The sequence below is a fragment of the Pseudoalteromonas sp. BZK2 genome, assembly GCF_014349195.1.
GTDB classification, from domain to species: domain Bacteria; phylum Pseudomonadota; class Gammaproteobacteria; order Enterobacterales; family Alteromonadaceae; genus Pseudoalteromonas; species Pseudoalteromonas simplex.
This window is the reverse complement of the sequence record NZ_JACSOG010000019.1, coordinates 68,460-89,838: the sequence shown is the minus strand read 5'-3', so window position 1 is coordinate 89,838 and position 21,379 is coordinate 68,460. Positions and strand designations below refer to the sequence as shown.

General features: G+C 40.2%; 20 protein-coding genes. 13 read left to right on the top strand and 7 right to left on the bottom strand.

Features of this window, described 5'->3' with window-relative positions; translation table 11 throughout:
* The first annotated feature begins 118 nt into the window (after positions 1 to 118).
* The 4 genes from BIZ38_RS13130 to BIZ38_RS13115 all read left to right on the top strand — a co-directional run bounded on the left by BIZ38_RS13130 (position 119) and on the right by BIZ38_RS13115 (position 2,480).
* The gene (locus BIZ38_RS13130) at positions 119 to 694 is read left to right on the top strand and encodes a hypothetical protein (RefSeq protein ID WP_187490463.1); all 576 of its coding nucleotides are present in this window, start codon (positions 119 to 121) and stop codon (positions 692 to 694) included.
* Between the two features lie 134 nt (positions 695 to 828).
* A complete protein-coding gene (locus tag BIZ38_RS13125; RefSeq protein ID WP_187490462.1) occupies positions 829 to 1,191 on the top strand; it encodes a hypothetical protein in 363 nt (120 codons plus the stop codon).
* Positions 1,192 to 1,296: 105 nt separating this feature from the next.
* Positions 1,297 to 1,800 carry a hypothetical protein gene (locus BIZ38_RS13120; RefSeq protein WP_187490461.1) on the top strand — a complete coding sequence of 168 codons (504 nt, stop codon included), beginning with the start codon at positions 1,297 to 1,299 and terminating at the stop codon, positions 1,798 to 1,800.
* Positions 1,801 to 1,853: 53 nt separating this feature from the next.
* Complete coding sequence (locus BIZ38_RS13115) at positions 1,854 to 2,480, top strand: hypothetical protein (RefSeq protein ID WP_187490460.1); 627 nt, start codon at positions 1,854 to 1,856, stop codon at positions 2,478 to 2,480.
* A gap of 255 nt (positions 2,481 to 2,735) precedes the next feature.
* Here BIZ38_RS13115 and BIZ38_RS13110 read toward each other — a convergent pair whose 3' ends face one another.
* Together BIZ38_RS13110 and BIZ38_RS13105 are read right to left on the bottom strand one after the other, a co-directional pair.
* Complete coding sequence (locus BIZ38_RS13110) at positions 2,736 to 3,185, bottom strand: GNAT family N-acetyltransferase (RefSeq protein ID WP_187490459.1); 450 nt, start codon at positions 3,183 to 3,185, stop codon at positions 2,736 to 2,738.
* Between the two features lie 188 nt (positions 3,186 to 3,373).
* Complete coding sequence (locus BIZ38_RS13105; RefSeq protein ID WP_187490458.1) at positions 3,374 to 4,351, bottom strand: catalase family peroxidase; 978 nt, start codon at positions 4,349 to 4,351, stop codon at positions 3,374 to 3,376.
* Positions 4,352 to 4,643: 292 nt separating this feature from the next.
* Between BIZ38_RS13105 and BIZ38_RS13100 the strand changes: the two genes are divergently transcribed.
* From BIZ38_RS13100 to BIZ38_RS13070, 7 genes are all read left to right on the top strand, one after another.
* Positions 4,644 to 5,042 (top strand): ExbD/TolR family protein, encoded by a 399-nt coding sequence (locus BIZ38_RS13100; RefSeq protein WP_187490457.1) that lies wholly within the window; start codon positions 4,644 to 4,646, stop codon positions 5,040 to 5,042.
* Between the two features lie 140 nt (positions 5,043 to 5,182).
* On the top strand, positions 5,183 to 7,996 hold the full coding sequence (locus tag BIZ38_RS13095) for a TonB-dependent receptor (RefSeq protein WP_187490456.1): 2,814 nt from the start codon (positions 5,183 to 5,185) through the stop codon (positions 7,994 to 7,996).
* 48 nt (positions 7,997 to 8,044) lie between these two features.
* Positions 8,045 to 9,349, top strand: a complete 1,305-nt coding sequence (locus BIZ38_RS13090) for a DUF5690 family protein (RefSeq protein WP_187490455.1) — start codon at positions 8,045 to 8,047, stop codon at positions 9,347 to 9,349.
* A 20-nt stretch (positions 9,350 to 9,369) separates the two neighbouring features.
* Positions 9,370 to 10,179, top strand: a complete 810-nt coding sequence (gene phnX / locus BIZ38_RS13085) for a phosphonoacetaldehyde hydrolase (RefSeq protein WP_138625376.1) — start codon at positions 9,370 to 9,372, stop codon at positions 10,177 to 10,179.
* Positions 10,179 to 11,573, top strand: coding sequence for an FAD-dependent oxidoreductase (locus BIZ38_RS13080; protein ID WP_187490454.1), 1,395 nt, complete (start codon positions 10,179 to 10,181; stop codon positions 11,571 to 11,573). The genes phnX and BIZ38_RS13080 overlap by 1 nt, the downstream gene beginning before the upstream one ends.
* Before the next feature lie 10 nt (positions 11,574 to 11,583).
* Positions 11,584 to 12,144 (top strand): HD domain-containing protein, encoded by a 561-nt coding sequence (locus tag BIZ38_RS13075; RefSeq protein WP_187490453.1) that lies wholly within the window; start codon positions 11,584 to 11,586, stop codon positions 12,142 to 12,144.
* A gap of 64 nt (positions 12,145 to 12,208) precedes the next feature.
* On the top strand, positions 12,209 to 12,895 hold the full coding sequence (locus BIZ38_RS13070; protein ID WP_187490452.1) for a UTRA domain-containing protein: 687 nt from the start codon (positions 12,209 to 12,211) through the stop codon (positions 12,893 to 12,895).
* A 56-nt stretch (positions 12,896 to 12,951) separates the two neighbouring features.
* Here the strand turns inward: BIZ38_RS13070 and phnW are convergent, their stop codons facing one another.
* The 5 genes from phnW to BIZ38_RS13045 form a co-directional block, all read right to left on the bottom strand.
* Positions 12,952 to 14,046 carry a 2-aminoethylphosphonate--pyruvate transaminase gene (phnW, locus tag BIZ38_RS13065; protein WP_187490451.1) on the bottom strand — a complete coding sequence of 365 codons (1,095 nt, stop codon included), beginning with the start codon at positions 14,044 to 14,046 and terminating at the stop codon, positions 12,952 to 12,954.
* Positions 14,047 to 14,188: 142 nt separating this feature from the next.
* Entirely contained in the window at positions 14,189 to 17,095 is a 2,907-nt protein-coding gene (locus tag BIZ38_RS13060) for a TonB-dependent receptor plug domain-containing protein (RefSeq protein WP_410445978.1), read from the bottom strand.
* A 125-nt stretch (positions 17,096 to 17,220) separates the two neighbouring features.
* On the bottom strand, positions 17,221 to 18,291 hold the full coding sequence (locus BIZ38_RS13055) for a FecR family protein (RefSeq protein ID WP_187490449.1): 1,071 nt from the start codon (positions 18,289 to 18,291) through the stop codon (positions 17,221 to 17,223).
* Positions 18,288 to 18,848 (bottom strand): RNA polymerase sigma factor, encoded by a 561-nt coding sequence (locus tag BIZ38_RS13050; protein WP_138618220.1) that lies wholly within the window; start codon positions 18,846 to 18,848, stop codon positions 18,288 to 18,290. Before BIZ38_RS13050 ends, BIZ38_RS13055 begins: the two co-directional genes overlap by 4 nt.
* A gap of 85 nt (positions 18,849 to 18,933) precedes the next feature.
* A complete protein-coding gene (locus tag BIZ38_RS13045; protein ID WP_187490448.1) occupies positions 18,934 to 19,809 on the bottom strand; it encodes a LysR family transcriptional regulator in 876 nt (291 codons plus the stop codon).
* Between the two features lie 106 nt (positions 19,810 to 19,915).
* Here BIZ38_RS13045 and BIZ38_RS13040 point away from each other — a divergent pair, with 106 nt between their 5' ends.
* Together BIZ38_RS13040 and BIZ38_RS13035 are read left to right on the top strand one after the other, a co-directional pair.
* On the top strand, positions 19,916 to 20,569 hold the full coding sequence (locus BIZ38_RS13040; protein WP_187490447.1) for a peroxiredoxin-like family protein: 654 nt from the start codon (positions 19,916 to 19,918) through the stop codon (positions 20,567 to 20,569).
* Positions 20,570 to 20,624: 55 nt separating this feature from the next.
* Positions 20,625 to 21,317 (top strand): haloacid dehalogenase type II, encoded by a 693-nt coding sequence (locus BIZ38_RS13035; RefSeq protein ID WP_187490446.1) that lies wholly within the window; start codon positions 20,625 to 20,627, stop codon positions 21,315 to 21,317.
* Positions 21,318 to 21,379 lie beyond the last annotated feature (62 nt).

Sequence of the window (21,379 nt, the reverse complement as noted above, 5' to 3'; positions counted from 1 at the left end):
TGTTTAGTTATTTGACAAACTAATTATGGCTCTGGCTTTGTATTAAGCTAACCCACGAAAAGCGGAGGCTAGCACCGTGTGGGAGTCATTATGTCTATACACCTAGGGATATTTGAGCATGAAGCTAATCATTATTTCACTTTTTACAATTACTTTATTGGGCTGTGCTGCTGCGGGCGTACCCTATACCAGTGATCCAATGAAAAAATTAAATTACGCCTATGAATTGATGAATACTGAAGATCGGGGGCTAGCTGCTGAAAGGCTTGGGCTTGAAGCCCTCGCTGATTTAGAAAAATCTAATAATTTGTATGGGGTAGCTGAGGCGCATACCTTTTTAGGGCTGTATTACAAAAGTAGAAGTTATAGATACCACAAAGATTTTTATACAAAACATAACGAGTATGACCCGACAGCAGGTAAATCCATTGAACACTTTAAACTCGCAGCTGAAGCATTTGAAAAAGATGGGGATTACTGGGGCGTATCGAAGGCTCTATTTGCAATGGGCAATGCATTCTTAACGGACAATGATAAAGTTAATGGCTGCAATAAGTTTTCCGAGTCACTGGAAATCTATAGAAGTGACAAAAATGTATTTGTTGGTCGCGTCCATCCTCATAATCCAGCTTTTGAATCATATGAGGCAATGGTGGAAGGGTTTATCACAAAACACTGTGCAAACGGTGTATAACAAGCAAATTAAGAAGGACACCAAGCCCAACGCTTCTTTTTGCTCCTGGCTTCGCCAAGTGTGGCGCAAAAAGATCGCATTGTCTTGGTGCCACTTATTTGAGCGTTATCAATCAGGTCCTAGGATTTAGTTAAATGGAATTTTTTGAAGAAGTAATATATGAAATGTACGGTTTTACTTTACTGGAGTATCTTTTTTACGCCTTAGATGCCCTCGTAATCTGTGCTTGCTTCATCGCTTTGCTAGTAAGTTCAATTAAGTTAAATCGCCGCATTAACTCCAAAGATTCTCGTCTGCTTGCCTATTCTTGCTTAGCTGTGCTGGTTCTAAGTATCCTATCCGGTGTCGTATCAGAGTATAGCTATCAGCAAAACGATACTTTGTCTTTAATTGAATTGTTACTGGTTTACTCCCCATCAGTAGCTGTCGTATTAGTTACGATTAGTCTTCTTCGAGTATTAAAAAGCTTAAGTGGTGGCTTAAACAATGACTGCTAACAAAAAAATTATGACGCCCGCAGGCGGTCTGGGGCACAAACAGGCTGGCGGATTCGCCATTGTAGCCTGCCTCTATGTGCCTCATATTTAGGCGTTAGGTTTCCTATGAAGCACATATATTTGCTGCTCACATCTTTGTTAATTGGGTGCAGTTCAAGTCCTCAAATTGAAAGTTTTGAACTGCACTATCAAGATGTCTTTGAGACATACGACTATTACAGACAAGAATACAAAAAACAACTGTGCAGTGATCGTGGCAAATACTCAGAGAAATTAGAGCTTTCTACAATTCAAATTGAGAGAATTATTCACGAAGCAGATAAAATAAACTTTTTCCAATTACCTAACTCAATTGAACACAGAAAAAAAGTGGCACTAGATTCATCTGAGGATATAGAAAGAATAGAGATTTGTGCTCCTTGCCCAACTAAAACTCTATATCTAAAAATTGGTGATGACAGTCATACTGTATCTTGGTCTTGCAACTGCTCAAATTTCATAGAGCCTACGCCAAAATTATTAAAAGCACTCGTGGAATCTGTAGAAGATTCAATTCAGGCATCTCCAGCTTATAAAAAAGCACCTGAAAGCTTTTGTGGTTTGCGGTAACCTAAAAAGCTGTTCAACAGGACCCAATAATGCTTAGCTTTACAAGGTAGATCATGCATAAATTCATATTGTTTTTCATTTCATTATTTCTCTCTAGCCAGCTATTAGCTGAGAGCGAAGATAGTGAATACTTTGTTTTTGTTGGCAAGAAAATTAGCCTGACTCCTGTTACAGCAAAACTCAAAGAAAATAAAAGTTCATTTGATAGTAAATTTCCTGCGAAATACCAGATCATAAAACCCTTTAAGGGCTCATATCATGGTACAGAAATAGAATTTACGGTATTTGATCACTACGGTGTTCCCCTATTCTCAGAATACGACCACGTTCTTCTTTATGTCGTATTACATGATGGAAAGTATTACCATTCAAAATACCAATTTACTCCCGTATATAAAACAAAATCAGGTGTTTGGGCTGGTGCATACGCTGCCTATGATTACACTCATTCAAATAATGCGAACACAACAATTAAACCAGTTAAAATTGATTTTTACTCACCAGTAGAGTTTGATATTTCTGGTTATGAACAAGAAGAAATTGAAGTGTGGTTTCCGCAGCCTTACTACAACATTAGTGGTAACAGAGCTACAGCGGTTTATGGCAATTATTTGAATGAGCTATTTTTTCTAAAGCAACAAGGGGTTTTAAAAGCACGTGGCGATTTCCAGCAGATGTAAAGCTAACAAGGCCATCAAAACAACACTCCTCTACGTTCCGCTACAATCGGCCCTTTTTGGCGGCGTTACCAATGCCCTTCGTTTATACAGAGCCGTCCTTCGGCTCTAACTCATTTATGAGCAAAAACAATTTTAGCCGACAGCCTGCTTGTCGCGTATATAAGACTGTCAGATTTTATCAAAGCCCACCAATAAAACCTGACAAGGTATAATTTAGGTTGATGATAATTAAGCTCCCCAAAAAGAGCGTTCCAGCTATTTAACATCAAGTTCCATTACAACACCGTCTTCATCGTCCTCTTCGGTCACCGTAAAACCAAACTGAGAATAAAATTTGCGCATCGTATGGTGGCCAGGCATGTAGAGTATGGTTATTTTTTTACATTCTGGAATTTCTTTCATCTCGTTAATTACTAATTCTGTTGCGATTTTACCTATACCTTGGCCTTGATATTTTACATCAACCATAAACTGAGCAATGTAAAACTCATCAGGTAGCCCTTCTTCAAGCTCTTGGTAATATTGAATAAAACCGACAACCTCATCTTCACGATATATTGCTCGATTAACATAATGAGGGTAAAAGCTTGATTCAGCGATAGACTCTGAATTTAACGCTACGTAATCCTCTTGCTCTTTAGTTATTTCTAAGTGAATTACATCCAGCCAATTATCCTTCGTAACATCACGCAAAGTCACATTCATAAAATTCCCTTTATTTATTTTTTAATAAATGTATAGATATGGGTAAAGTGAATAAAAACAATACATAATAGAAAAATATGACTTTAACTATTTACGACAACTTTTAAATTAAAATCGCTTGGTCGTTAAACCACCAAGTTTATTTGGTAATCAAATAATCGGGAGCACCGCCAAGCGATTTAGTTTTTTTATTTCCCTGTTAAACGCTTTGCAAATGAAATTGCATAGGCTGTTGAGCGTAATTTAAGTACTTTGTCATCACTTGGCATAAAGCCTTTAGATAGTAGATTTGGGTCATAATTAGTAAGATCGCAACCTGACTCACCTGTCGATTCTATGGTGAGCTTTCCTAATTCAATTGTTTTGCGATCCGCAGGCCAACGGACTGAAGGGTCAGTTAATGCATCACCTGGCTCGGCTAATACGGCTTGAAAACGATAATGCACCTTCCCTTTCGCTAAATCCTCTTCAAGTCGCTTAGCCAGAAAAGATTTAGGGAAGGTTTTCATTTGCTCTTCAGTTAGCACCTGTTCTGGCTCTTCTGGCGCCATGGTCCACCTAAAGGCATGCTTAGCGCCCTTTTCATCAACCATGTAAAAGGTATGCACACCAAAATAACGTGAAGACACATAAGATGCTGGCGGGTTATGGCTTTGCAGCCAATTAAATTGCCCTAAGGTACTCGGGTTTTGCTCTCTGTATGCTTTTACTTTTGCAAAATCGATTTGCCCTGTTTTTTCGTCAGGTAATAAGGTACTTAGCAAACCAAAAAACGCTTCTGGGCTGTTACCTGCAAATACAGGTGTAGTTAGCCCTGCAATATTGTGTACATCACCATTTTCTAGCACAAATTGTACGCCCATTCCGCGTGGAGAACGTGATGTTTCATCAGCGTGAGGGTTACCCCCGCCCATAGAAAAGCGAATATTTGCTTTTGATGGCGCATTAAATAAAGGGCTAATTGAATACTGCTTTGCTGCTTGATTCGGTGTAAATGTGCCGACAGCGCACACCCCTTTGGCGTGACCTTTTCTGATTCCGGGCTGCTTACCTGACAGCTTTTCGAATAAATTAATAAAATCTTGCCCGTTTACTGATTGCTCAGCAAAACTTGCTGTCGGTATAACAAGACACATTGCACAAACAAAAGACGTAATTTTTAACATTTATCCATCCTTTAAACTTAGTTCCAACAAAAGTGACCAGATACACTTCGAAATGATTTCATCAAAGCTAATAAATATTTTTTTACCAACAAAAACGCTACAAACATTTAATAAACTAAGAATATTTATTTAACTACCATTTTTTTAAAAGCTGCTAACTTTAAATTTAGGATCCGAAAAACTGCTGTGGCGCCCAGCATTTTAAAAATAATCCGTGGTATTAATCACGACTATGGCTAGTCCACTTAATCGTAAATTTTGTGGCTTAGTCAAAAACAACAAGGACCTAATTATGGTGAAACAACATAAGAAAACCACTGCAAACGCTGATGTAGATATGACTCCTATGCTCGATATTGTGTTTATCTTGCTGATATTTTTTATCGTCACAACCTCATTTGTTAAAGAGCGCGCTATTGAAGTGAACCGCCCTTTAACAAAACCAAGTCTTGAAAACCCTAAAAAGCAAGCGCAATTTATTATCACTGAAAACGACAGTATTTACTTTGCAAACCGGCTTATCACACCAGAGCAGATAATCGCTAACCTTGCGTTATTTGCCGCACAGTTTGAAATGACCAATGTGCAAGTAACAGCAAGTGAGCAAAGCAGCCATAAAACCTTGGTCACCTTGCTTGATAAAATAAAACAATATCAAGATGTAACAATCTCTATAAGCACGTCTTTATAATTTATCTCAAAGGGGTCATTTGACCCTTTTTTAATATTAAAAATAAAAAACCGTCACATCTTTGTAAAAAAGCCTCTCTATTATTGTCTGCAACAAATCTGGTCTAGTCCAGATTAATTTAAAAATAAGAGGCTCAACAGATGATTAAACGACGTACACTCAGCACAGCTGTTTTTTTGTGCAGCTACCCATTTTTATCAGCGCATAGCGCTTTTGCCACTGATGCAAAAATTCAAGGCTCTATCACAGATCATAGTAATCGCTTGCCAGGTGCTTTGGTTAAAGTCGTTGGCACAAATCAATCAACGGTGACTGATTATGATGGTAAGTTTGAGCTTGCTAAATTAGATGCAGGCCACTACCAACTTGAAGTTTCGTATATGGGTTATAGCAGCCAGATTGTTGATGTTGAGATAAGCAACAATGAGGTTAAATTACTGTCTCCTATTGTGATGGATAATTCAGCTAACACCATTGAAGAAGTCGTTGCTGTTGGTCAAATTCAACGTGGTGAAATGGCTGCGGCCAATAGCCAAAAGAATGCTAAAAATATTAAAAATGTTATTTCGGCTGATGGCATCGGTAAGTTGCCAGACCGTAACGCAGCTGAAGCAGTTCAACGCATCCCTGGTGTTTCTATAGAACGCGACCAAGGCGAAGGCCGATTTGTTGCTGTTCGCGGCTTACCTGCCCAGTGGAGCTCTGCAACTATCAATGGCAACCGATTACCAACTGCAGAAGAAGAAACCACCAGCCGCGCCACTGCGTTTGACTTTTTCCCTAGTGAGCTTATTGAATTTGTAGAGGTATCAAAAGCATTAACGCCAGAGATGGAGGGAGATGCTATTGGTGGTAACGTTAACTTTATAACCAAAAAAGCACCCGATGATTTTGTATTTAATGCCAATTTAGCACTCGGTCAAAACGAACTAGCTGATGGCAATAACTACTCAGCCAACTTACTTTATGGCGATCGCATCTTAGATGACAAGTTAGGTTTTTTAATTAACGCAACGGCTTGGCAACGCGACTGGGCAACAGATAACTTTGAACCACGTCGAGGAAATGATGGTTTAGGTATTTATCGTTTAGAGCTAAGAGATTACACCGGAACTCGTGAAACTTACGGTTTAAATGGTTCTGTTGAATACCAGCTAGAACAAGGCAATGTTAGTGCTAGTGCCATGTACGGCACACTAATCGACGATGAAACGCATTATAAGCATCGTATGCGTTTTGATAAAGACAGAGCAGAGCTACAACATATTAGAAATGAGCTCATAACAGAAATGACGGGCTTTGAGTTTGCTGGTGAGCATTTTTTTGGCTACGACAAAACATTAAATTGGTCTTTATCTAGCTATGAAAACGAATTTAGGTATGGCAACACGCCTAACAGTGAAGATAACAGTTATTTTGTAGTTCGATTTGACCAAAAAAATGTCGGTTACGAAGGCCTTGAAGACAGAGATACAGGCAAAAACTACGCTTATAACACGATTGATGGTGGTTCAGATCCATGGGATCAAATCAGTACTCATCTACCAAGTGGTTTTTCGTTTGACCCAAGCCAAATGGGCTTATCGTGGGTCGAACTATATAAAATTAAGGTGAATGAAAAAGATAAAATTGTTGCCGCTTTAGACTTTGAGTGGCAACTCAACAGCGACCTTATTGTTAAAGTAGGTGCAAAATACCGCGATAAAGAACGCGTTGCTAGGTTCAGTGATGAATTTTATGCATGGGATACTGAAAACTATGGCGTAGCCCCTACCCTGAGTGATTTTACATTAGCGGACCAACCGGGCCGAAGTGACTATTTAAGCGAGCTTTCTTACGATTATCAAAGTCAGTTTTCGCAAGTTGCTAGTACTGATGACTTAGCGAATTTTTGGAATAACAATAAAGACAAGTTTGTCCTTGATAAAAGTGAATCTGCTTTAATCGAAAATGGTGGAGCACTTGGCAGAAACTTTGATGTTAATGAACAACATACATCTTTATATGGTATGGCAACATATACCATTAATGCTAATTGGGAAATGCTAACAGGTCTTCGTTTAACTCAAACCGACACCGAAGTTGACGGTTATATTTACCTTGCAGATGAAGATAAAGTCGAAAGCGTTAAAGCAAACAATGACTACTTGTCTGTGTTACCTGCATTGCATTTAACCTATCACCCTAACAGTCAAACCAATTATCGACTTGCATTAACTCGCTCTTTTGCTCGTCCTGACTTTGGCTCATTAACGCCAGGTGCAACTTACTTAGAAGCAGACAACGAATTAACTTCTGGTAACCCAAATTTAGAGCCGACTTATTCAAATAATGTCGACTTAATGGCTGAATACTTCTTTGACCGCTTAGGGTTAGTTTCTCTGGGGGTATTTTATAAAGATATTACCGATCCTATTTTTCAAAGTAGCTCTATAGGAGAGTTCGGCAATAACACTGGGGTTAATATTATTCGCCCTGAAAATGGCGATAGCGCATGGCTTGCAGGTCTCGAGGTCGCGTTCAATCGTGATTTAGGGTTTATTACACCTGAACTAAATAACTTTGGCATCATGGCTAATGCGACCTTCATGGATTCAGAAATGACGATTCCAGATCGCGCAGACAAAGTCTCCATTCCTCGCCAAGCAGATAGTCTCTACAACTTTACGGTGTATTACGATAATACGCATTTTGCAGCTCGATTAGCCGTTAACTTCAAAGGTGAATACATTGAAGAGCATGGCAGCAGCAAACAATTTGATAGCTATTATGGCGACAATACAAGCGTTGACTTTACCACGTCATATCAGCTTAACGAAAACGCATTAGTCTACCTCGAACTGAATAACTTAACCAACGAGCCTCTTAAATACTACCTAGGCGATGAAAGCCGTCCTCTACAAGTAGAGTACTACGGTGTACGCGGCATGGTTGGCATTAATTATCAGTTCTAATCAGTTTTTGAGTTGTATGCGGGGCCATTGCCCCGCAAAGGATACCTAATGTTTTCACACCCTAATTGGCTTAAACGTGCGCAAGGAACCGGTTTTGTGTTATTTGCAGCCAGTGCTGCATTTCTCACTTACTTTTCTATGTACGCATTTCGTAAGCCATTCACTGCAAATAGTTACACTGAATTCGACGATCCGAGTTGGCAGATAAGCTTTAAGATTGCACTGATTTTGGCGCAAGTTTTTGGCTATTTATGCGCTAAATTTATTGGCATAAAAGTTATTTCAGAGATGCAGCATCAGCAACGAGGTTTAACAATTATTGGCCTTATTGCCGCTGCAGAAATATCGCTGGTGTTATTTGCTATCACTCCGATTGGGTTAAATGTTATTTGGCTATTTTTTAATGGCCTCTCACTAGGCATGATTTGGGGACTTGTTTTTAGCTTTCTTGAAGGAAGAAAAACCAGTGAAATTCTAGGCGCTATTTTGAGTGTCACTTTTATATTGGCATCAGGGCTTGTTCGCAGTGTAGGCAAATGGCTTATTGATACACTAAATGTACCTGAACTTTGGATGCCTGCAGCAACAGGTGCGCTATTTTTCCCGCTGCTATTGTTTAGTGTTAAATGCTTAACCCTCATTCCAGAACCAACAATAGAGGACGAACAAGCAAGACAAAAACGCTTACCTATGGATGGCAAAGCCCGTTGGCAATTTTTTAAACAGTATTGGTTTGGTATTAGCTGCCTCATTTTAAGCTTCATGCTGTTTACTGGTTTTCGTGATTTCCGTGACAATTTTGCAGCTGAAATTTGGCAAGCTCTTGGCCATGGTGAAGAACCTGCCATTTTCGCCTACGCGGGGATCAGAATGTCATTTATTGTCCTTATCGCATTAGGCGCGATGGTTTTGGTAAAAAACAACAAAACCGCATTTTATGTCAATCACGGCTTTATTTTATTCGGTGCCGCTTTGTTATTGTCGAGCACCTTTGCTTTCGAAGCTAACTTGATATCCGCAAAAGCGTGGATGGTCTTACTTGGCTCAGGTCTCTATATCAGTTACATCCCGTATAACTGTTTTCTATTTGACCGAATGATTTCTGCCGTTGGCTCTGTCGCTAATGCTGGTTTTTTAATTTATCTTGCTGATTCTGCAGGCTATCTTGGCTCTGTCAGTATTTTACTGTACAGAACATTTGCTATGCCTGAACTCAGTTGGCTTAACTTCTTTATTAACGCTTGTTACTTAGTTGGCATTGTTGCCGCCGCTTTAGTTGCATGTTCACTGTGTTATTTCACAGTACGATTATCCCCTATTCGAACTCATCACTCAAAACAGGTTGTGACCTGAAACAATTAAAAGAGAATCTTATGAAAAACATAGAAGCTATCATTTTAGATTGGGCTGGAACTGTCGTGGATTATGGCTCAGTTGCCCCCACCACCATTTTTGTTGAAGCATTTAAACAAGCTTATGACTTTGAGATTTCACTTGCTGAAGCGCGTATTCCAATGGGTATGGGAAAATGGGATCACATTGCCACACTTGGAAAGTTAGAGTCAGTTGCTTCACGCTGGCACTCACAGTTTGGCCGAGCAATGTCAGACTCAGATATTGATCACATCTATCAAACTTTCATGCCATTGCAAAAGGCTAAAGTAGCAGACAGAGCAATGCCTATTCCTGGTGCGCTTGAAGTGATCAATCGCTTAAAACAGCAAAACATCAAAGTAGGCAGTTGTTCGGGCTACCCTCGCCAAGTTATGGAAGTGTTAGTCAGCGCCGCTGCAGACTATGGCTATCAACCGGATCATTGGGTAGCAAGTGACGACCTTAAAGCCGGTTCTCGCCCTGGCCCTTGGATGGCTCTTGAAAATGTAAATGCTTTAGGCATTAAAAAAGTTGCTAACTGTATCAAAATTGATGATTCAGCCCCCGGCATCGAAGAAGGTTTGAATGCCGGCATGTGGACAATTGGCCTCGCATTAAGCGGTAATGCGGTTGGCTTAACAGAGCAAGAGTGGCAAGCTTGTAGTGCTGAACAGAAGCAACAACTGACACGCCAAGCTTACCAAAGCTTGTACTCTGCAGGTGCGCATTTCGTAGTTGACTCGCTGGCCGATATTGAAACTGTTTTGATGGAAATTGATGCAAAACTAAGCCGAGGGGAGCGCCCATAATGCAGTTTCAACCTTTTTGGTTTGATAACGCAATGCAAGAGGAAGCCAATGCGCTTCCTCATTCATTACCTACAAAGCACCATTGCGATGTATGTATCATAGGTGGTGGTTTTACTGGTCTTTGGACCGCAATCAAACTTAAGCAGCAACAAGCTAATTTAAAGGTTACCATCATTGAAAAAGGCTTTTGCGGGCAAGGTGCATCAGGGCGAAATGGCGGTGCAATGTTAACTTGGTCAACTAAGCTGCCCAGTTTAAGTAAGTTAGTCGGTCTCGAAAAGGCACTGTTTTTAGTCAAAGAGTCTGAGTCAGCGGTTCATCAAATTGCAGAGTTTGTTTGTCAGCACGGTATCGACTGCGATTGTCGAATTGATGGCTGTTATTACACCGCCTCAAATGAAGCACAAAAGCACTTGTTAGCCCCCGCAATAAAAATGCTTGAGGATAACAATCTTAATGCATGGCAACACTGTGATACTCAAGCTCTTATCAATACAGGATCAGCCGCCAATATTAGCGGTCATTATTCACCTCATGGTGGTAGTATTCAGCCGGCAAAATTAGTTCGTGGTTTAAAACAGGTCGCTGAAAGCTTAGGCGTTACAATTATTGAACAGTGCCAGTACACAGCACATAGCGGACAGTCCCCCCTAAATGTTGAAACAAGCCAAGGTAATATTTGTGCTAATCATCTAGTATTTGCCGTTAATGCGTGGCTCCCTACCCTAAAGCCGCAGTTTCAACGTAATATCGTGCTAGTTTCAAGCGATATGGCAATTACTAAACCGATGCCTGAAACGCTAAATCATTTAAGTCTCAATCATGGCGCTGCAATAATAGACTCCCGTATTTTTGTAAACTATTACCGAACCACTACTGATGGTCGATTAATGCTTGGCAAAGGCGGAAATTATTTTAGCTTCGCAAACAGAATGAGTGATAAATTTGAGCAGCCGAGTCGCTATCAAACGCTATTAAATAACTCTTTATCACGCTTTTTCCCTAACCATAATTTTGAAATTGATCGAACTTGGACAGGCCCTTCTGACCGAAGTGTCACTGGCTTCCCGTTTTTTGGACATTTGGATAATCAAGCAAACGTTATCTACGCCGGGGGTTATTCTGGTAATGGCGTCGTACAGTCTTTTTTAGGGGCAAATATTCTGTGTGCTTTAATTTTAAAAAATGCACCTGTTTGGCAACACTGTGGCCTTGTAAATCAAACATTAGACAACTTTGTAGTTGAGCCCTTTCGAACTGTCGGCGCTTACCTAATTCGTAATGCAATTCGTCGTAAAGAACGAGCAGAAGACAATAATACCCATGTAAATCCAATAGATACGTATCTTGCCAGCCTCATAGGCAGCGCAGGAAAAGTCGATATGAAATCGTAGAGTTTTTTAGATGACCATTACACACCAACAAACAATTACACAGATCTGTTATTTATTTGAGCAGTTTGGTTACCAACACTATGACGAAATTTGTACTCAGTATTCTCATGCAGCCCAGTGCGCTAGGCTTGCATTGCAGCAAAAATTAAGCGCTGATACTGTCGTTGCCGCATTTTTACATGATATTGGGCATTTAATCGCACAGCAGCAAAATCTCACGATGACCAAGCAAGGATATGTGAATCACTGCGAGCTTGGCGCAATTTTTTTAAAAGAAAATAACTTTAATGATGCTGTTGTTGCCATGGTTTCTCAACATGTTCAAGCTAAACGCTATTTAGTCGCAAAGAATGCTGGTTATGAGCAAACACTTTCGCCTGCCAGTACACTCACCTTGCAACAACAAGGTGGCCCTTTGTCGTTACAACAAGCTAATCAATTTGCAGCCCAGCCATTTTTTGAAGAAATTTTACAATTAAGAGAACTTGACGACTGTGCAAAAGATCCAAATATGCATATTGAACCACTTTCTTTTTGGCTAGATTACTTAGATAACTATTTAATTTCATAATCAAACGTTATAAATCCCTTTATTATCAGTTAAGCTAAAGCTGTATTTAGCAAAAAGGCACCGTATGCTTTTATATCAACAAATCAGAAATTACATACATCAATTACTAAGCGAAGGGACTCTGAACACGGGTGACAAACTCCCTTCTGAGCGTTTGTTACAAGAACAATTTAACTCGACCCGTATTACAGTCCGTGAGGCACTACTTCGTTTAGAAGCTGAAGGATTGATCTATAGCCAAACGCGCCGTGGTTGGTTTGTAACACCAACAAAACTTAAGTGGAATCCTGCCACTAAAGTAAATTTTTATGAACTGGCAAAACAGCAAGGCTTTGTTGCTGATACCCAAGTGATTAGCCATCAAGAAATTAGCAATCATGATTTAAAAGCAGAATTTTCTGCATCCACTTTGCACCATTTGCAACGTGCCCGCAGCCTTGATGAGCGCTTAGTGATGTTTGAAGATATTTTTTGTGATGCTGCGCGTTTTGATGGCCTTGCTGAGCACAACCTAAATGGCTCGATAACACAAATAATGGCAAATCAATACGCAACAAATGTAGTCAATGAGCAGTGCGCGATTAGTGTGACTGTCCTTCCTGACGATGTAGCACAGGTATTGCAAAAAAATAGTGGTACACCCTGTTTAAAAGTTATTCGTAAACGCTTTGATGAACTAGGCAGTTCAGTAGATTACAATATTGAGTATTGGTTGCATAATGCTATTGAAATGACTGTAGAAGGTCACTAAGGCAATAAATGAAAAAAGGCTTTGTTAAACAAAGCCTTTACACGGGTGAACATTCTTTATAACCAATATCTGCTGTTTGATATTGCCTCAATTAAACGTGTAATATCGTTTTCGAACACATGACCAATATTGCCAATTCTAAAGCAGTCAGCATCTGATACCTTACCTGGGTAAATCACAAACCCTTGGTTTTTAAGCAACAAGTAAAACTCTTTAAAGTCATACCCATTTGCTGTTGGAGAATAAAATGAGGTGATAACCGGTGAATGTAAGCTCTCATCTAAGAGTGTTTGAAAACCTAACTCTCTCATCGCAGTGACTAAAAGTTGCTGATTGTCTTTATAACGCTTATGACGTGCTGCAACACCACCCTCTTGTTCTAATTCAATAAGAGCTTGATGAAATGCGCGTACAACATGTGTAGGAGATGTGAAACGCCATTTACCTTGGTTGTTCTCCATACACTGCCACTGTGCATGTAAATCAAGTGACAACGAACGTGCAACCCCCTGTGATTCTTCAATTAAGTCACGTTTGCAAATTACAAAACCAAAACCTGGAACACCTTGAATACACTTATTAGATGAGCTAATCATTACATCAATGTGCCAATCTGCTAAGTCAAACGGTACGCCACCAAAGCTGCTCATTGCGTCTAAAATATACACTTTGTTATGGCGTGATAATAGTTCGCCCACTTGCTTTGCTGGGTTTAGCATGCCGGTCGTCGTTTCGCAGTGCACCATTGCAACATGACTAATGTTTTCATCACTCAAGAGTGTTTTTTCAATGTCGTCACAGCTTGGTAGCTGCGTTTCAGTGTAATTTAAAACACAATGGTCAATACCTAAATACTGGGCAATTTCTGCCATCCGTTTACCATACGCGCCATTGTTTATTATCAATAACTTATGCTCTTTTGCGACTAAACTACCTAAAGCACTTTCTACACTCGCAGTGCCACTGCCCTGCATTAATGTGCACGTATAGTCATTGCTTTTAGTGGCTAAAGTTACAAGTTTGCTGCGAATAGCCTGTACAACACCTAAGTTATAATCGTCATCCCATGTACACCAATCCTTTAACATCGCTTGTTTTACAGTATCCGATGTTGTTAATGGGCCAGGAGTTAACAGTAAATATTCATTCATTTTTAATATCGCCTAAAATCTGGTCTAGTCCAGATATTATTAGGGATTTATGTTGATAAAAAAAGTGAAGTTTTTATGACTGCATTAAAAAAGGGCCTAACGGCCCTTTGCAAGTTAAATAATAAAGGAATCTAAAGGGAGTTTAGAACTTGTACTCTGCACCTACGTAGTAGTACGCACCGTTAAAACCAAATGGTGCAGAACGACGTGAGTAAGTGAATACACCAGGGCTTGAAACAATTGTGTTGCCGCTAGCATCAACAATCGTACCCGAGCGTGAATTACCAATGGTGTTCTTATCTGGGTAAACATCAAATAAGTTATTTGCACCAATGTTAAATGATAGGTTTTCGTTAAAGAAATAGTTAACTTTAACATCAGTTAAGATTTCAGCACCGTATGTTTGACGGCCACCATCTTCAACTCTGTATTCGCCGTAACGGTTTAAAGATAGGTTTACAGTCCAATCTTCTAAACGGTAAAGCGCACTTAAGTTAATGCGGTCTTCTGGTTGCCATTCTTCGATAATTGACGTTTCTTGGGCAGAAAACACATCTTCTACCGGAATAGTTTCAAGGCCACTGCCTGATGGCGTAAATAAATCAACCACATCAGTTTTAGTGAAGTTAGCAGCAAAGGTGAAATCTAGCGTGCCGCCAAGGCCTTCTGTGTTCCATGTAGCAACTAAATCAACACCTTCTGTTTCTGTGTCGGCACCATTTAAGAAGAACTGACCCGCACCTGCGCCTGAGCTTTCAAGTGCAGCATCAAGTGTATCTGATAAACCTTTACCTAAACGGTTAGAAATAACGATACGGTCGTCGATATCAATCGAGTAGTAGTCAATAGTTAAATTGATATTGTCGGTAACGTTATACACAATACCTAAACTACGGTTTTGTGATTTTTCTTCTTTTAGCTTAGGAATACCAATTGATTGCGCTAAAGTACTGTCGTTTCTGAACGTACCTACTTGCTCAGCCACTAAGCTACCATCATCACCTACAACAAACTGAGTACTTACGTTATTAAAGTAAAGTTGTTGCATAGAAGGTGCTCTAAAACCTGTGCTTAATGCACCACGCAAAGACACATCTTCAGTGACAGACCAGTTACCTGCTAACTTAAAGTTAACGGTATCACCAAAGCCTTTGTAGTTATCGTAACGTACCGCACCTGAAATAATTACATCATCGATAACATAGGTTTCTGCATCCATATAGAATGAGATCACATCGCGCGACTCATCAACTGATGATGCCGGATCTGAACCACCAAAACCTTGCGTACCGCTTGCAGCGTCAACACTACCAACCCCGCCATTCAAGCCAGAATAGATGCTCACACCATCAACTGTATCGTAATCACGGTATGCGTATTCGCTACCTTCAAGAATACGGAACTCATCGGTACGAAGCTCAGCACCTAGTGCTAATGAGAAGTCGTCGTAATCTTTGGTGTAATCAAGGTTTAGAGTTTGCAGTGATAATTCAAGGCCATATGCATACGCTGAACGTGGGATAGTGGCACGAATTTCATCAGCCGTTAAACCTTGGTCATAGCGAAGGTAGTTAGCATAAGAGCCGTTGATAGTGTCACTTGTGGTGTAATCAATGCTGTTTTCACCGTAGGTGTACGATAAATCAATGCTTGAGTCATTATCGAACGATTTTTTATAACCAAAGTTATAAGATACGTCATCAATGACAGTATTAATTTTCGGTAAGAAACCCATAGGAATGGTTGCATCACCATCTTGTAATACAGGGTTACCATTAGCATTTGCGTTATGACGGAAAAACGCAGCTGATTCGTTTTCACGATTTGAATAAGTGATAAAGCCATATAGCTCACCACCAGCAAGCTCATAGCCTGTATTAACGGTTAGAGCAAATTGCTGTGAATCTGCATCACCAATTCTAAACGTATCACGAGGTGCCGTTAACTCACGAGGGTCGCCTGCTAATAGCGTACCGTCATCAAGTTCAGTACAGCCGTAAAATTGACATGAGCCATGAAGACCTGCACGGTTTGTCGGCGCACGGTCACGGTAGTTGATTGTGGTATTTAAATAACCTTCATCACCTAAAGCAAAACCTTTGTTGAAATCAACAGTTACAGTTTCGCCATCGCCCTCTGAGTACTCACCGTAATTAATCGCCGCTTTACCGCCCTCTTCAGCGTCTTTTAATACGATATTAATAACGCCTGCGATGGCATCTGAACCATATTGCGCAGCAGCACCATCACGTAATACTTCAATACGTTTGATTGCAGCAGCAGGAATAGCATTCATGTCGGTACCCGCCGTACCACGACCTACTGACGTATTAATGTGAATAAGGCTCGCTTGGTGGCGGCGTTTACCATTTATAAGAACTAAGGTTTGATCTGGCCCTAAGCCACGTAATGTTGCAGGGCGAAGTGCATCAGTACCATCACTGATAGACGAGCTTGAAAAGTTAAAAGACGGTGCAATAGCCTGAAGCATACGGCCAACTTCTGTTTGACCTGTATTCTCGAGTGCTTCGGCACTTAAAATATCAACCGGAACCGGTAAATCTTCAACCGAGCGTCCTGCTACACGGCTACCGACAACGGCAATTTTTTCGATGTTTTGTTCTGCTGATTGATCTTCTGCTAACGCTTGCGTATTGGCGGCAAGCAGTAATGGCACGACTGCAGCGCTGACCCCTGATACTTTGATCATGTTATTATCTATCCTATCTACTTGTTTGAGTTTTATACTCAGCAAGCCTTGTTGATCAACAACCGCATCGAGCTCAGTGCCTTCTAGCATCGCATTCAGTGCATCAAGTTTGGTGTAAAAGCCAAACACAGATTGCGCTTGATATTGCTTTGCTAATTCGAAAGAAAAAATGACTGTTTGTTCGGTTTGCTTTGCAAATTCGATTAACGCCAAATCAGCTCGTTGCGCTTTGATGTCAAATTGCAGCATTTGTTTTTCAGCCGCTATTGCTACTTGGCCTGCTGTGAGGCCATAAATAACAAAAGAGGCAGGTAACAACGGCAATTGCTTACTGCGCAATTTAAACAAACAAGTGAGGAAGAAAAATCCGCTATGTAAATTTAACTTTTTTTTAATTAAATTTTTGTGACGAGAAGGTGGCGCACAATTAACATCATTACATTGGCGTATTCTCATAGGCAAAACTAACCTTTTGCAGCGATAGTTAAGCTAACACGATGTTCACCTAAACGTTGATGTTCTACACCTAAGTTGGCCTGTAAAGAATCAAGCAAACCTTTAATGTCGCCAGTTTTAAACACACCAGCCACTTTTAATGAGGCAAGTTCTGGATCATTTAATTCAAAACGTGTGGCAGTATAACGGCTTACTTCTTGTAGAGCTTCGCCTAGAGACTCGCCATTAAAAATCAGCATTTCTTGTTGCCATGCCAAATCACGTTGTACGTCATCAACCGATAACTGTTTAATTGGCTCTGTTTTACTTTGTTTTATCAGTGCTTTCTCACCAGATACAACAACATTAGCGCGAAGTGCTTTAATATCTGCACTGTTATCTGAGGCATCTTTTAAACGATTAAAGTCGCTAGCATCAACCTGCGTACTCGGATCAGCAATCATCACCTTGCCCTCAGTCACCACTAGCTCTAGGTCTGAAGCGGTATTTCGCTGAACATTGAACACCGTACCAAGTGCAGTAAATGATTTATCACCAGCAATCACCGTAAACGGACGGCTCGGATCTTTGGCAACATTAAAGCGCCCTTCACCGCGACTCAAAATTAATTGACGACGATCGCCTGTGTAAGCAACTTCAAGTTTAGTATTGGTATTGAGCTGAACAATAGTGCTGTCTGGTAACACAAATTCAGCTTGCTCACCCACTTTAGTGCGGTAAATTTTGGTAAATTTGGCGTAGTCATTATCTTCACTTTGCCAATAGCTTGAATAGATAAGCATAATACAACCAAGCAACATCACCACTAAAAAGCTGGCAGCGGTTGCCATACCAAATACAGCAGGTTGTTTTTGCGGTGCTTTATAAGGAAACAAACTACTTAACTCATTAAGCACACTCATTTCATCCCATAAGGTCGCAAGTTCAAACAGTGCCTCTTGATGAGCCATACTTTGATGAGCCCAGATATGTAATTGGCTTACTTCATCTTTAGATAAGCCTCGATCAATTGCACTGATCCAATGACTCGCCTGCTCTTGAATCATGTCTTTTGATGAAAATGGATGAACATTACTCATTTGCTCACCTCTTTTGCAGTGAACTCTGTGGTAGGGGTAAATGCCTGAGGTTGTACATCGTGTGATTTCATTGCTCGGTGAACATGCAATAAGCCTTTAGCAATATGTTTTTCAACAGTACTCTCGCTGAGATCCATTTTAGCTGCAATTTCCTTTTGGCTTAAGCCATAGACTTTTTTTAAGATAAAACATTTTTTAACCTGAGGGCTTAATTCGTTAGTTACTCGGCAAAAAAACAAAAAACGCTCTTTAGAAGTCACTTCATCTTCAAGTGCCATTGAACGCATATGATGCTCAACCTGTTGTTGTTCATCTAACGATTCTTTGTATTTATTGTCCCATTTAGCGATGTGATTCAGCGCTAAATGTTTAGCTGTTTTCAGCATGTAACTGTGAGTATATTCGATATTTTGCTTAAGATCAGCTTCATAACTTTTTATAAACGTTTCTTGTACAATATCTTCTACATCATCAGGGCTGACAATTCGCGATACAAAGCGCCTAAGCTTGCTCGATATCTCGGTAAAAGCGGTGATAACCCCAGTCTGTTCTGTCATCCTTAACTCACCTTTATTATATTTTTATTGCTTTAGGGTACGAGATTTCAGTTTAATTACAAGCCATTTGTTAAGTTTTTGTACCTTAAGTAAACAAAGATTTCATAAACTCATAAAAAACCTCTGTTTTGCGCGTCACTAGGCTGTTTTGTGGTTTTAAAAACCACACTGGTGCATCAGCATCAACTAGGCTATTAGGGAGTACTTCAATTAACCGCCCTTCGGCTAAATCGTCTTTAATTGCAATATAAGATTTAATCGCTATGCCATGACCTGCAATCGCAGCCTGTGTCATGTTATCTGAATTAGAGACAGTAAAACGCGTTCTCGCATTATAATTAATGACTTGTCCGCCTTCGCTAAATTTAAGCTGTCGCTGCCATGGCAAACACACCCAGTAATGGTCTTTAAGATCAGCCACCGACTTAGGTTGCCCATATTTTTCAATATAGCTCGGTGCTGCGCACAAAATACGTGAATTATTAACCAGCTTACGAGAAAGCAGGTTTGAATCTGCTAACTGACCAACTCGAATAGCCACATCTTGGGCATCATCCACAATATTCACAAATTGGTCTGTGATCATAAAATCGAGTTTTAAGTCGGGAAATTGCTGTTCAAAGTGGCCAAGCTCAGGCATCACAAATTTTGAGAAGACCCAAGGCGGCATAGTGACTCGTAAAAGCCCTGTCACTGCTGAACCCCGTGCGCCAATTTGATGCTCTGCATCATACAAGGCCTCTAAAATGGCACCAGCACGTTGATAAAACAGCTCGCCTGCAGGCGATAAGCGTATTCGCCGACTATCACGAAACAACAATACAGTACTTAATGCTTTTTCTAACTTACTTAAGCGATGACTTACCGTAGCTGGTGAGAGGCCCTGAGCTTTAGCGGCGGCAACTACACCTTGGTTTTCAACTATGGCAATAAAGGTTTCTAAATCACATAAACTGTACATGGCTTTCATTCAATATTTTCGAATTTAGGTTTCAGTTTTGTATTGTATATATAAATATTTAAAACTCTATACTTGCTACTAATTGTAAAAAATGATTGGAGCATGTATGTCTTTAAAAACCCAAATCGACGCCTTTGAAGTGCAAAAGAAAGCCAATGTCCCAGCTGATATCTTAAATTTGATGGATGTAACGACTGAAAAACTAATTGCTGAACAATTAAGTGAACATGCTTTAAAAGTCGGTGATAAATTTCCAGCATTTGAATTACCCGACAGCAAGGGCAAACAAATCAGCTCGACTGAATTGCTAGCGAAAGGCCCGCTTGTGCTGAGCTTTTACCGTGGTGGTTGGTGCCCTTATTGTAATTTAGAGCTTCGCGCGCTTAACAATATGCAACAAGCATTTGCTGATCAAAATGCACAGTTAGTTGCTGTTTCGCCTCAGTTACCTGATAAATCACTGTCTACCCAACAGCAAAACGAGCTAGCTTATACGGTGCTTTCTGATGTGTCTAACTCTTTGGCTAAAAAGTGTGGCCTAGTATTCACCTTAGATGAACGCTTGATCCCTGTTTACGATCAACTTGGTTTAGATATTCCAAAAGCCAATGGTGACGAAAGCTACGAATTACCACTACCAGCAACCTACGTTATTGATAGCCAAGGGGTAATTCAATTTGCGTTTGCCCATGAAGATTACACTCTAAGAGCAGAGCCTTTAGATGTTCTTAACGCAGTTAAGGCACTAAATCATGTTTAAAAAAGTATTTTTTAGTCTAGTTTTATTGGTAACCACAACCTATTCGGGAGGCACAATGGCAGAGTCTCAACACCAAGCTAAACCAAAAGTAATTGTGTTTGATGTCAACGAAACCTTGCTTGATCTTGAACAAATGCAAAGCTCAGTAGCTGAAGCGCTTGATGGTAATACACAGCTATTACCACTTTGGTTTTCGACCATGCTGCATCATTCCTTAGTGAGTACGGTGTCGAATGATTATCATGACTTTGGTGAAATCGGCGTTGCAGCACTGATGATGGTGGCAAGTAATAATCAAATTTTGTTAACTAAAGAGCAAGCAAAACAAGCGATTGTGCCACCGCTTCTCTCTTTGCCTGCGCATAGGGATGTTAAGCCAGCTTTAGCGAAATTAAAGCAAGACTATAAACTAGTTAGCTTTACAAATTCGTCAAATAACGGTGTAAAAGCACAGTTCCAACATGCTGGCTTAACAGATTACTTTACTCACCGTTACAGTGTTGAAGATATTAAAGTGTATAAGCCCGATCTGCGCGCTTACAAGTGGTTGCTTGAACAATTAAATGTAGCACCTCACGAAGCCTTGATGGTTGCTGCGCACGGCTGGGATGTGGCAGGCGCTAAAGAAGCGGGTATGCAAACAGCGTTTATCGCAAGGCCCGGTAAAGCGCTTTACCCATTGGCAAAGCAACCAGATTACATTGTTAAAAACCTAGAAGAGTTAGCCTCTTTACTAACGAAACAGTAAAAAACGAGTTAAACCGTTATATCAACGCAAAGCGAAAATGCTTTGCGTTTTTTTGCGCCTAA

Excerpts from the sequence above, each read along its gene's own strand:
- BIZ38_RS13130 (WP_187490463.1), top strand. The coding sequence starts at position 119 with ATGAAGCTAATCATTATTTCACTTTTTACAATTACTTTATTGGGCTGT.
- BIZ38_RS13125 (WP_187490462.1), top strand. The coding sequence starts at position 829 with ATGGAATTTTTTGAAGAAGTAATATATGAAATGTACGGTTTTACTTTA.
- BIZ38_RS13120 (WP_187490461.1), top strand. The coding sequence starts at position 1,297 with ATGAAGCACATATATTTGCTGCTCACATCTTTGTTAATTGGGTGCAGT.
- BIZ38_RS13115 (WP_187490460.1), top strand. The coding sequence starts at position 1,854 with ATGCATAAATTCATATTGTTTTTCATTTCATTATTTCTCTCTAGCCAG.
- BIZ38_RS13110 (WP_187490459.1), bottom strand. The coding sequence starts at position 3,185 with ATGAATGTGACTTTGCGTGATGTTACGAAGGATAATTGGCTGGATGTA.
- BIZ38_RS13105 (WP_187490458.1), bottom strand. The coding sequence starts at position 4,351 with ATGTTAAAAATTACGTCTTTTGTTTGTGCAATGTGTCTTGTTATACCG.
- BIZ38_RS13100 (WP_187490457.1), top strand. The coding sequence starts at position 4,644 with ATGGTGAAACAACATAAGAAAACCACTGCAAACGCTGATGTAGATATG.
- BIZ38_RS13095 (WP_187490456.1), top strand. The coding sequence starts at position 5,183 with ATGATTAAACGACGTACACTCAGCACAGCTGTTTTTTTGTGCAGCTAC.
- BIZ38_RS13090 (WP_187490455.1), top strand. The coding sequence starts at position 8,045 with ATGTTTTCACACCCTAATTGGCTTAAACGTGCGCAAGGAACCGGTTTT.
- phnX (WP_138625376.1), top strand. The coding sequence starts at position 9,370 with ATGAAAAACATAGAAGCTATCATTTTAGATTGGGCTGGAACTGTCGTG.
- BIZ38_RS13080 (WP_187490454.1), top strand. The coding sequence starts at position 10,179 with ATGCAGTTTCAACCTTTTTGGTTTGATAACGCAATGCAAGAGGAAGCC.
- BIZ38_RS13075 (WP_187490453.1), top strand. The coding sequence starts at position 11,584 with ATGACCATTACACACCAACAAACAATTACACAGATCTGTTATTTATTT.
- BIZ38_RS13070 (WP_187490452.1), top strand. The coding sequence starts at position 12,209 with ATGCTTTTATATCAACAAATCAGAAATTACATACATCAATTACTAAGC.
- phnW (WP_187490451.1), bottom strand. The coding sequence starts at position 14,046 with ATGAATGAATATTTACTGTTAACTCCTGGCCCATTAACAACATCGGAT.
- BIZ38_RS13055 (WP_187490449.1), bottom strand. The coding sequence starts at position 18,291 with ATGAGTAATGTTCATCCATTTTCATCAAAAGACATGATTCAAGAGCAG.
- BIZ38_RS13050 (WP_138618220.1), bottom strand. The coding sequence starts at position 18,848 with ATGACAGAACAGACTGGGGTTATCACCGCTTTTACCGAGATATCGAGC.
- BIZ38_RS13045 (WP_187490448.1), bottom strand. The coding sequence starts at position 19,809 with ATGTACAGTTTATGTGATTTAGAAACCTTTATTGCCATAGTTGAAAAC.
- BIZ38_RS13040 (WP_187490447.1), top strand. The coding sequence starts at position 19,916 with ATGTCTTTAAAAACCCAAATCGACGCCTTTGAAGTGCAAAAGAAAGCC.
- BIZ38_RS13035 (WP_187490446.1), top strand. The coding sequence starts at position 20,625 with ATGGCAGAGTCTCAACACCAAGCTAAACCAAAAGTAATTGTGTTTGAT.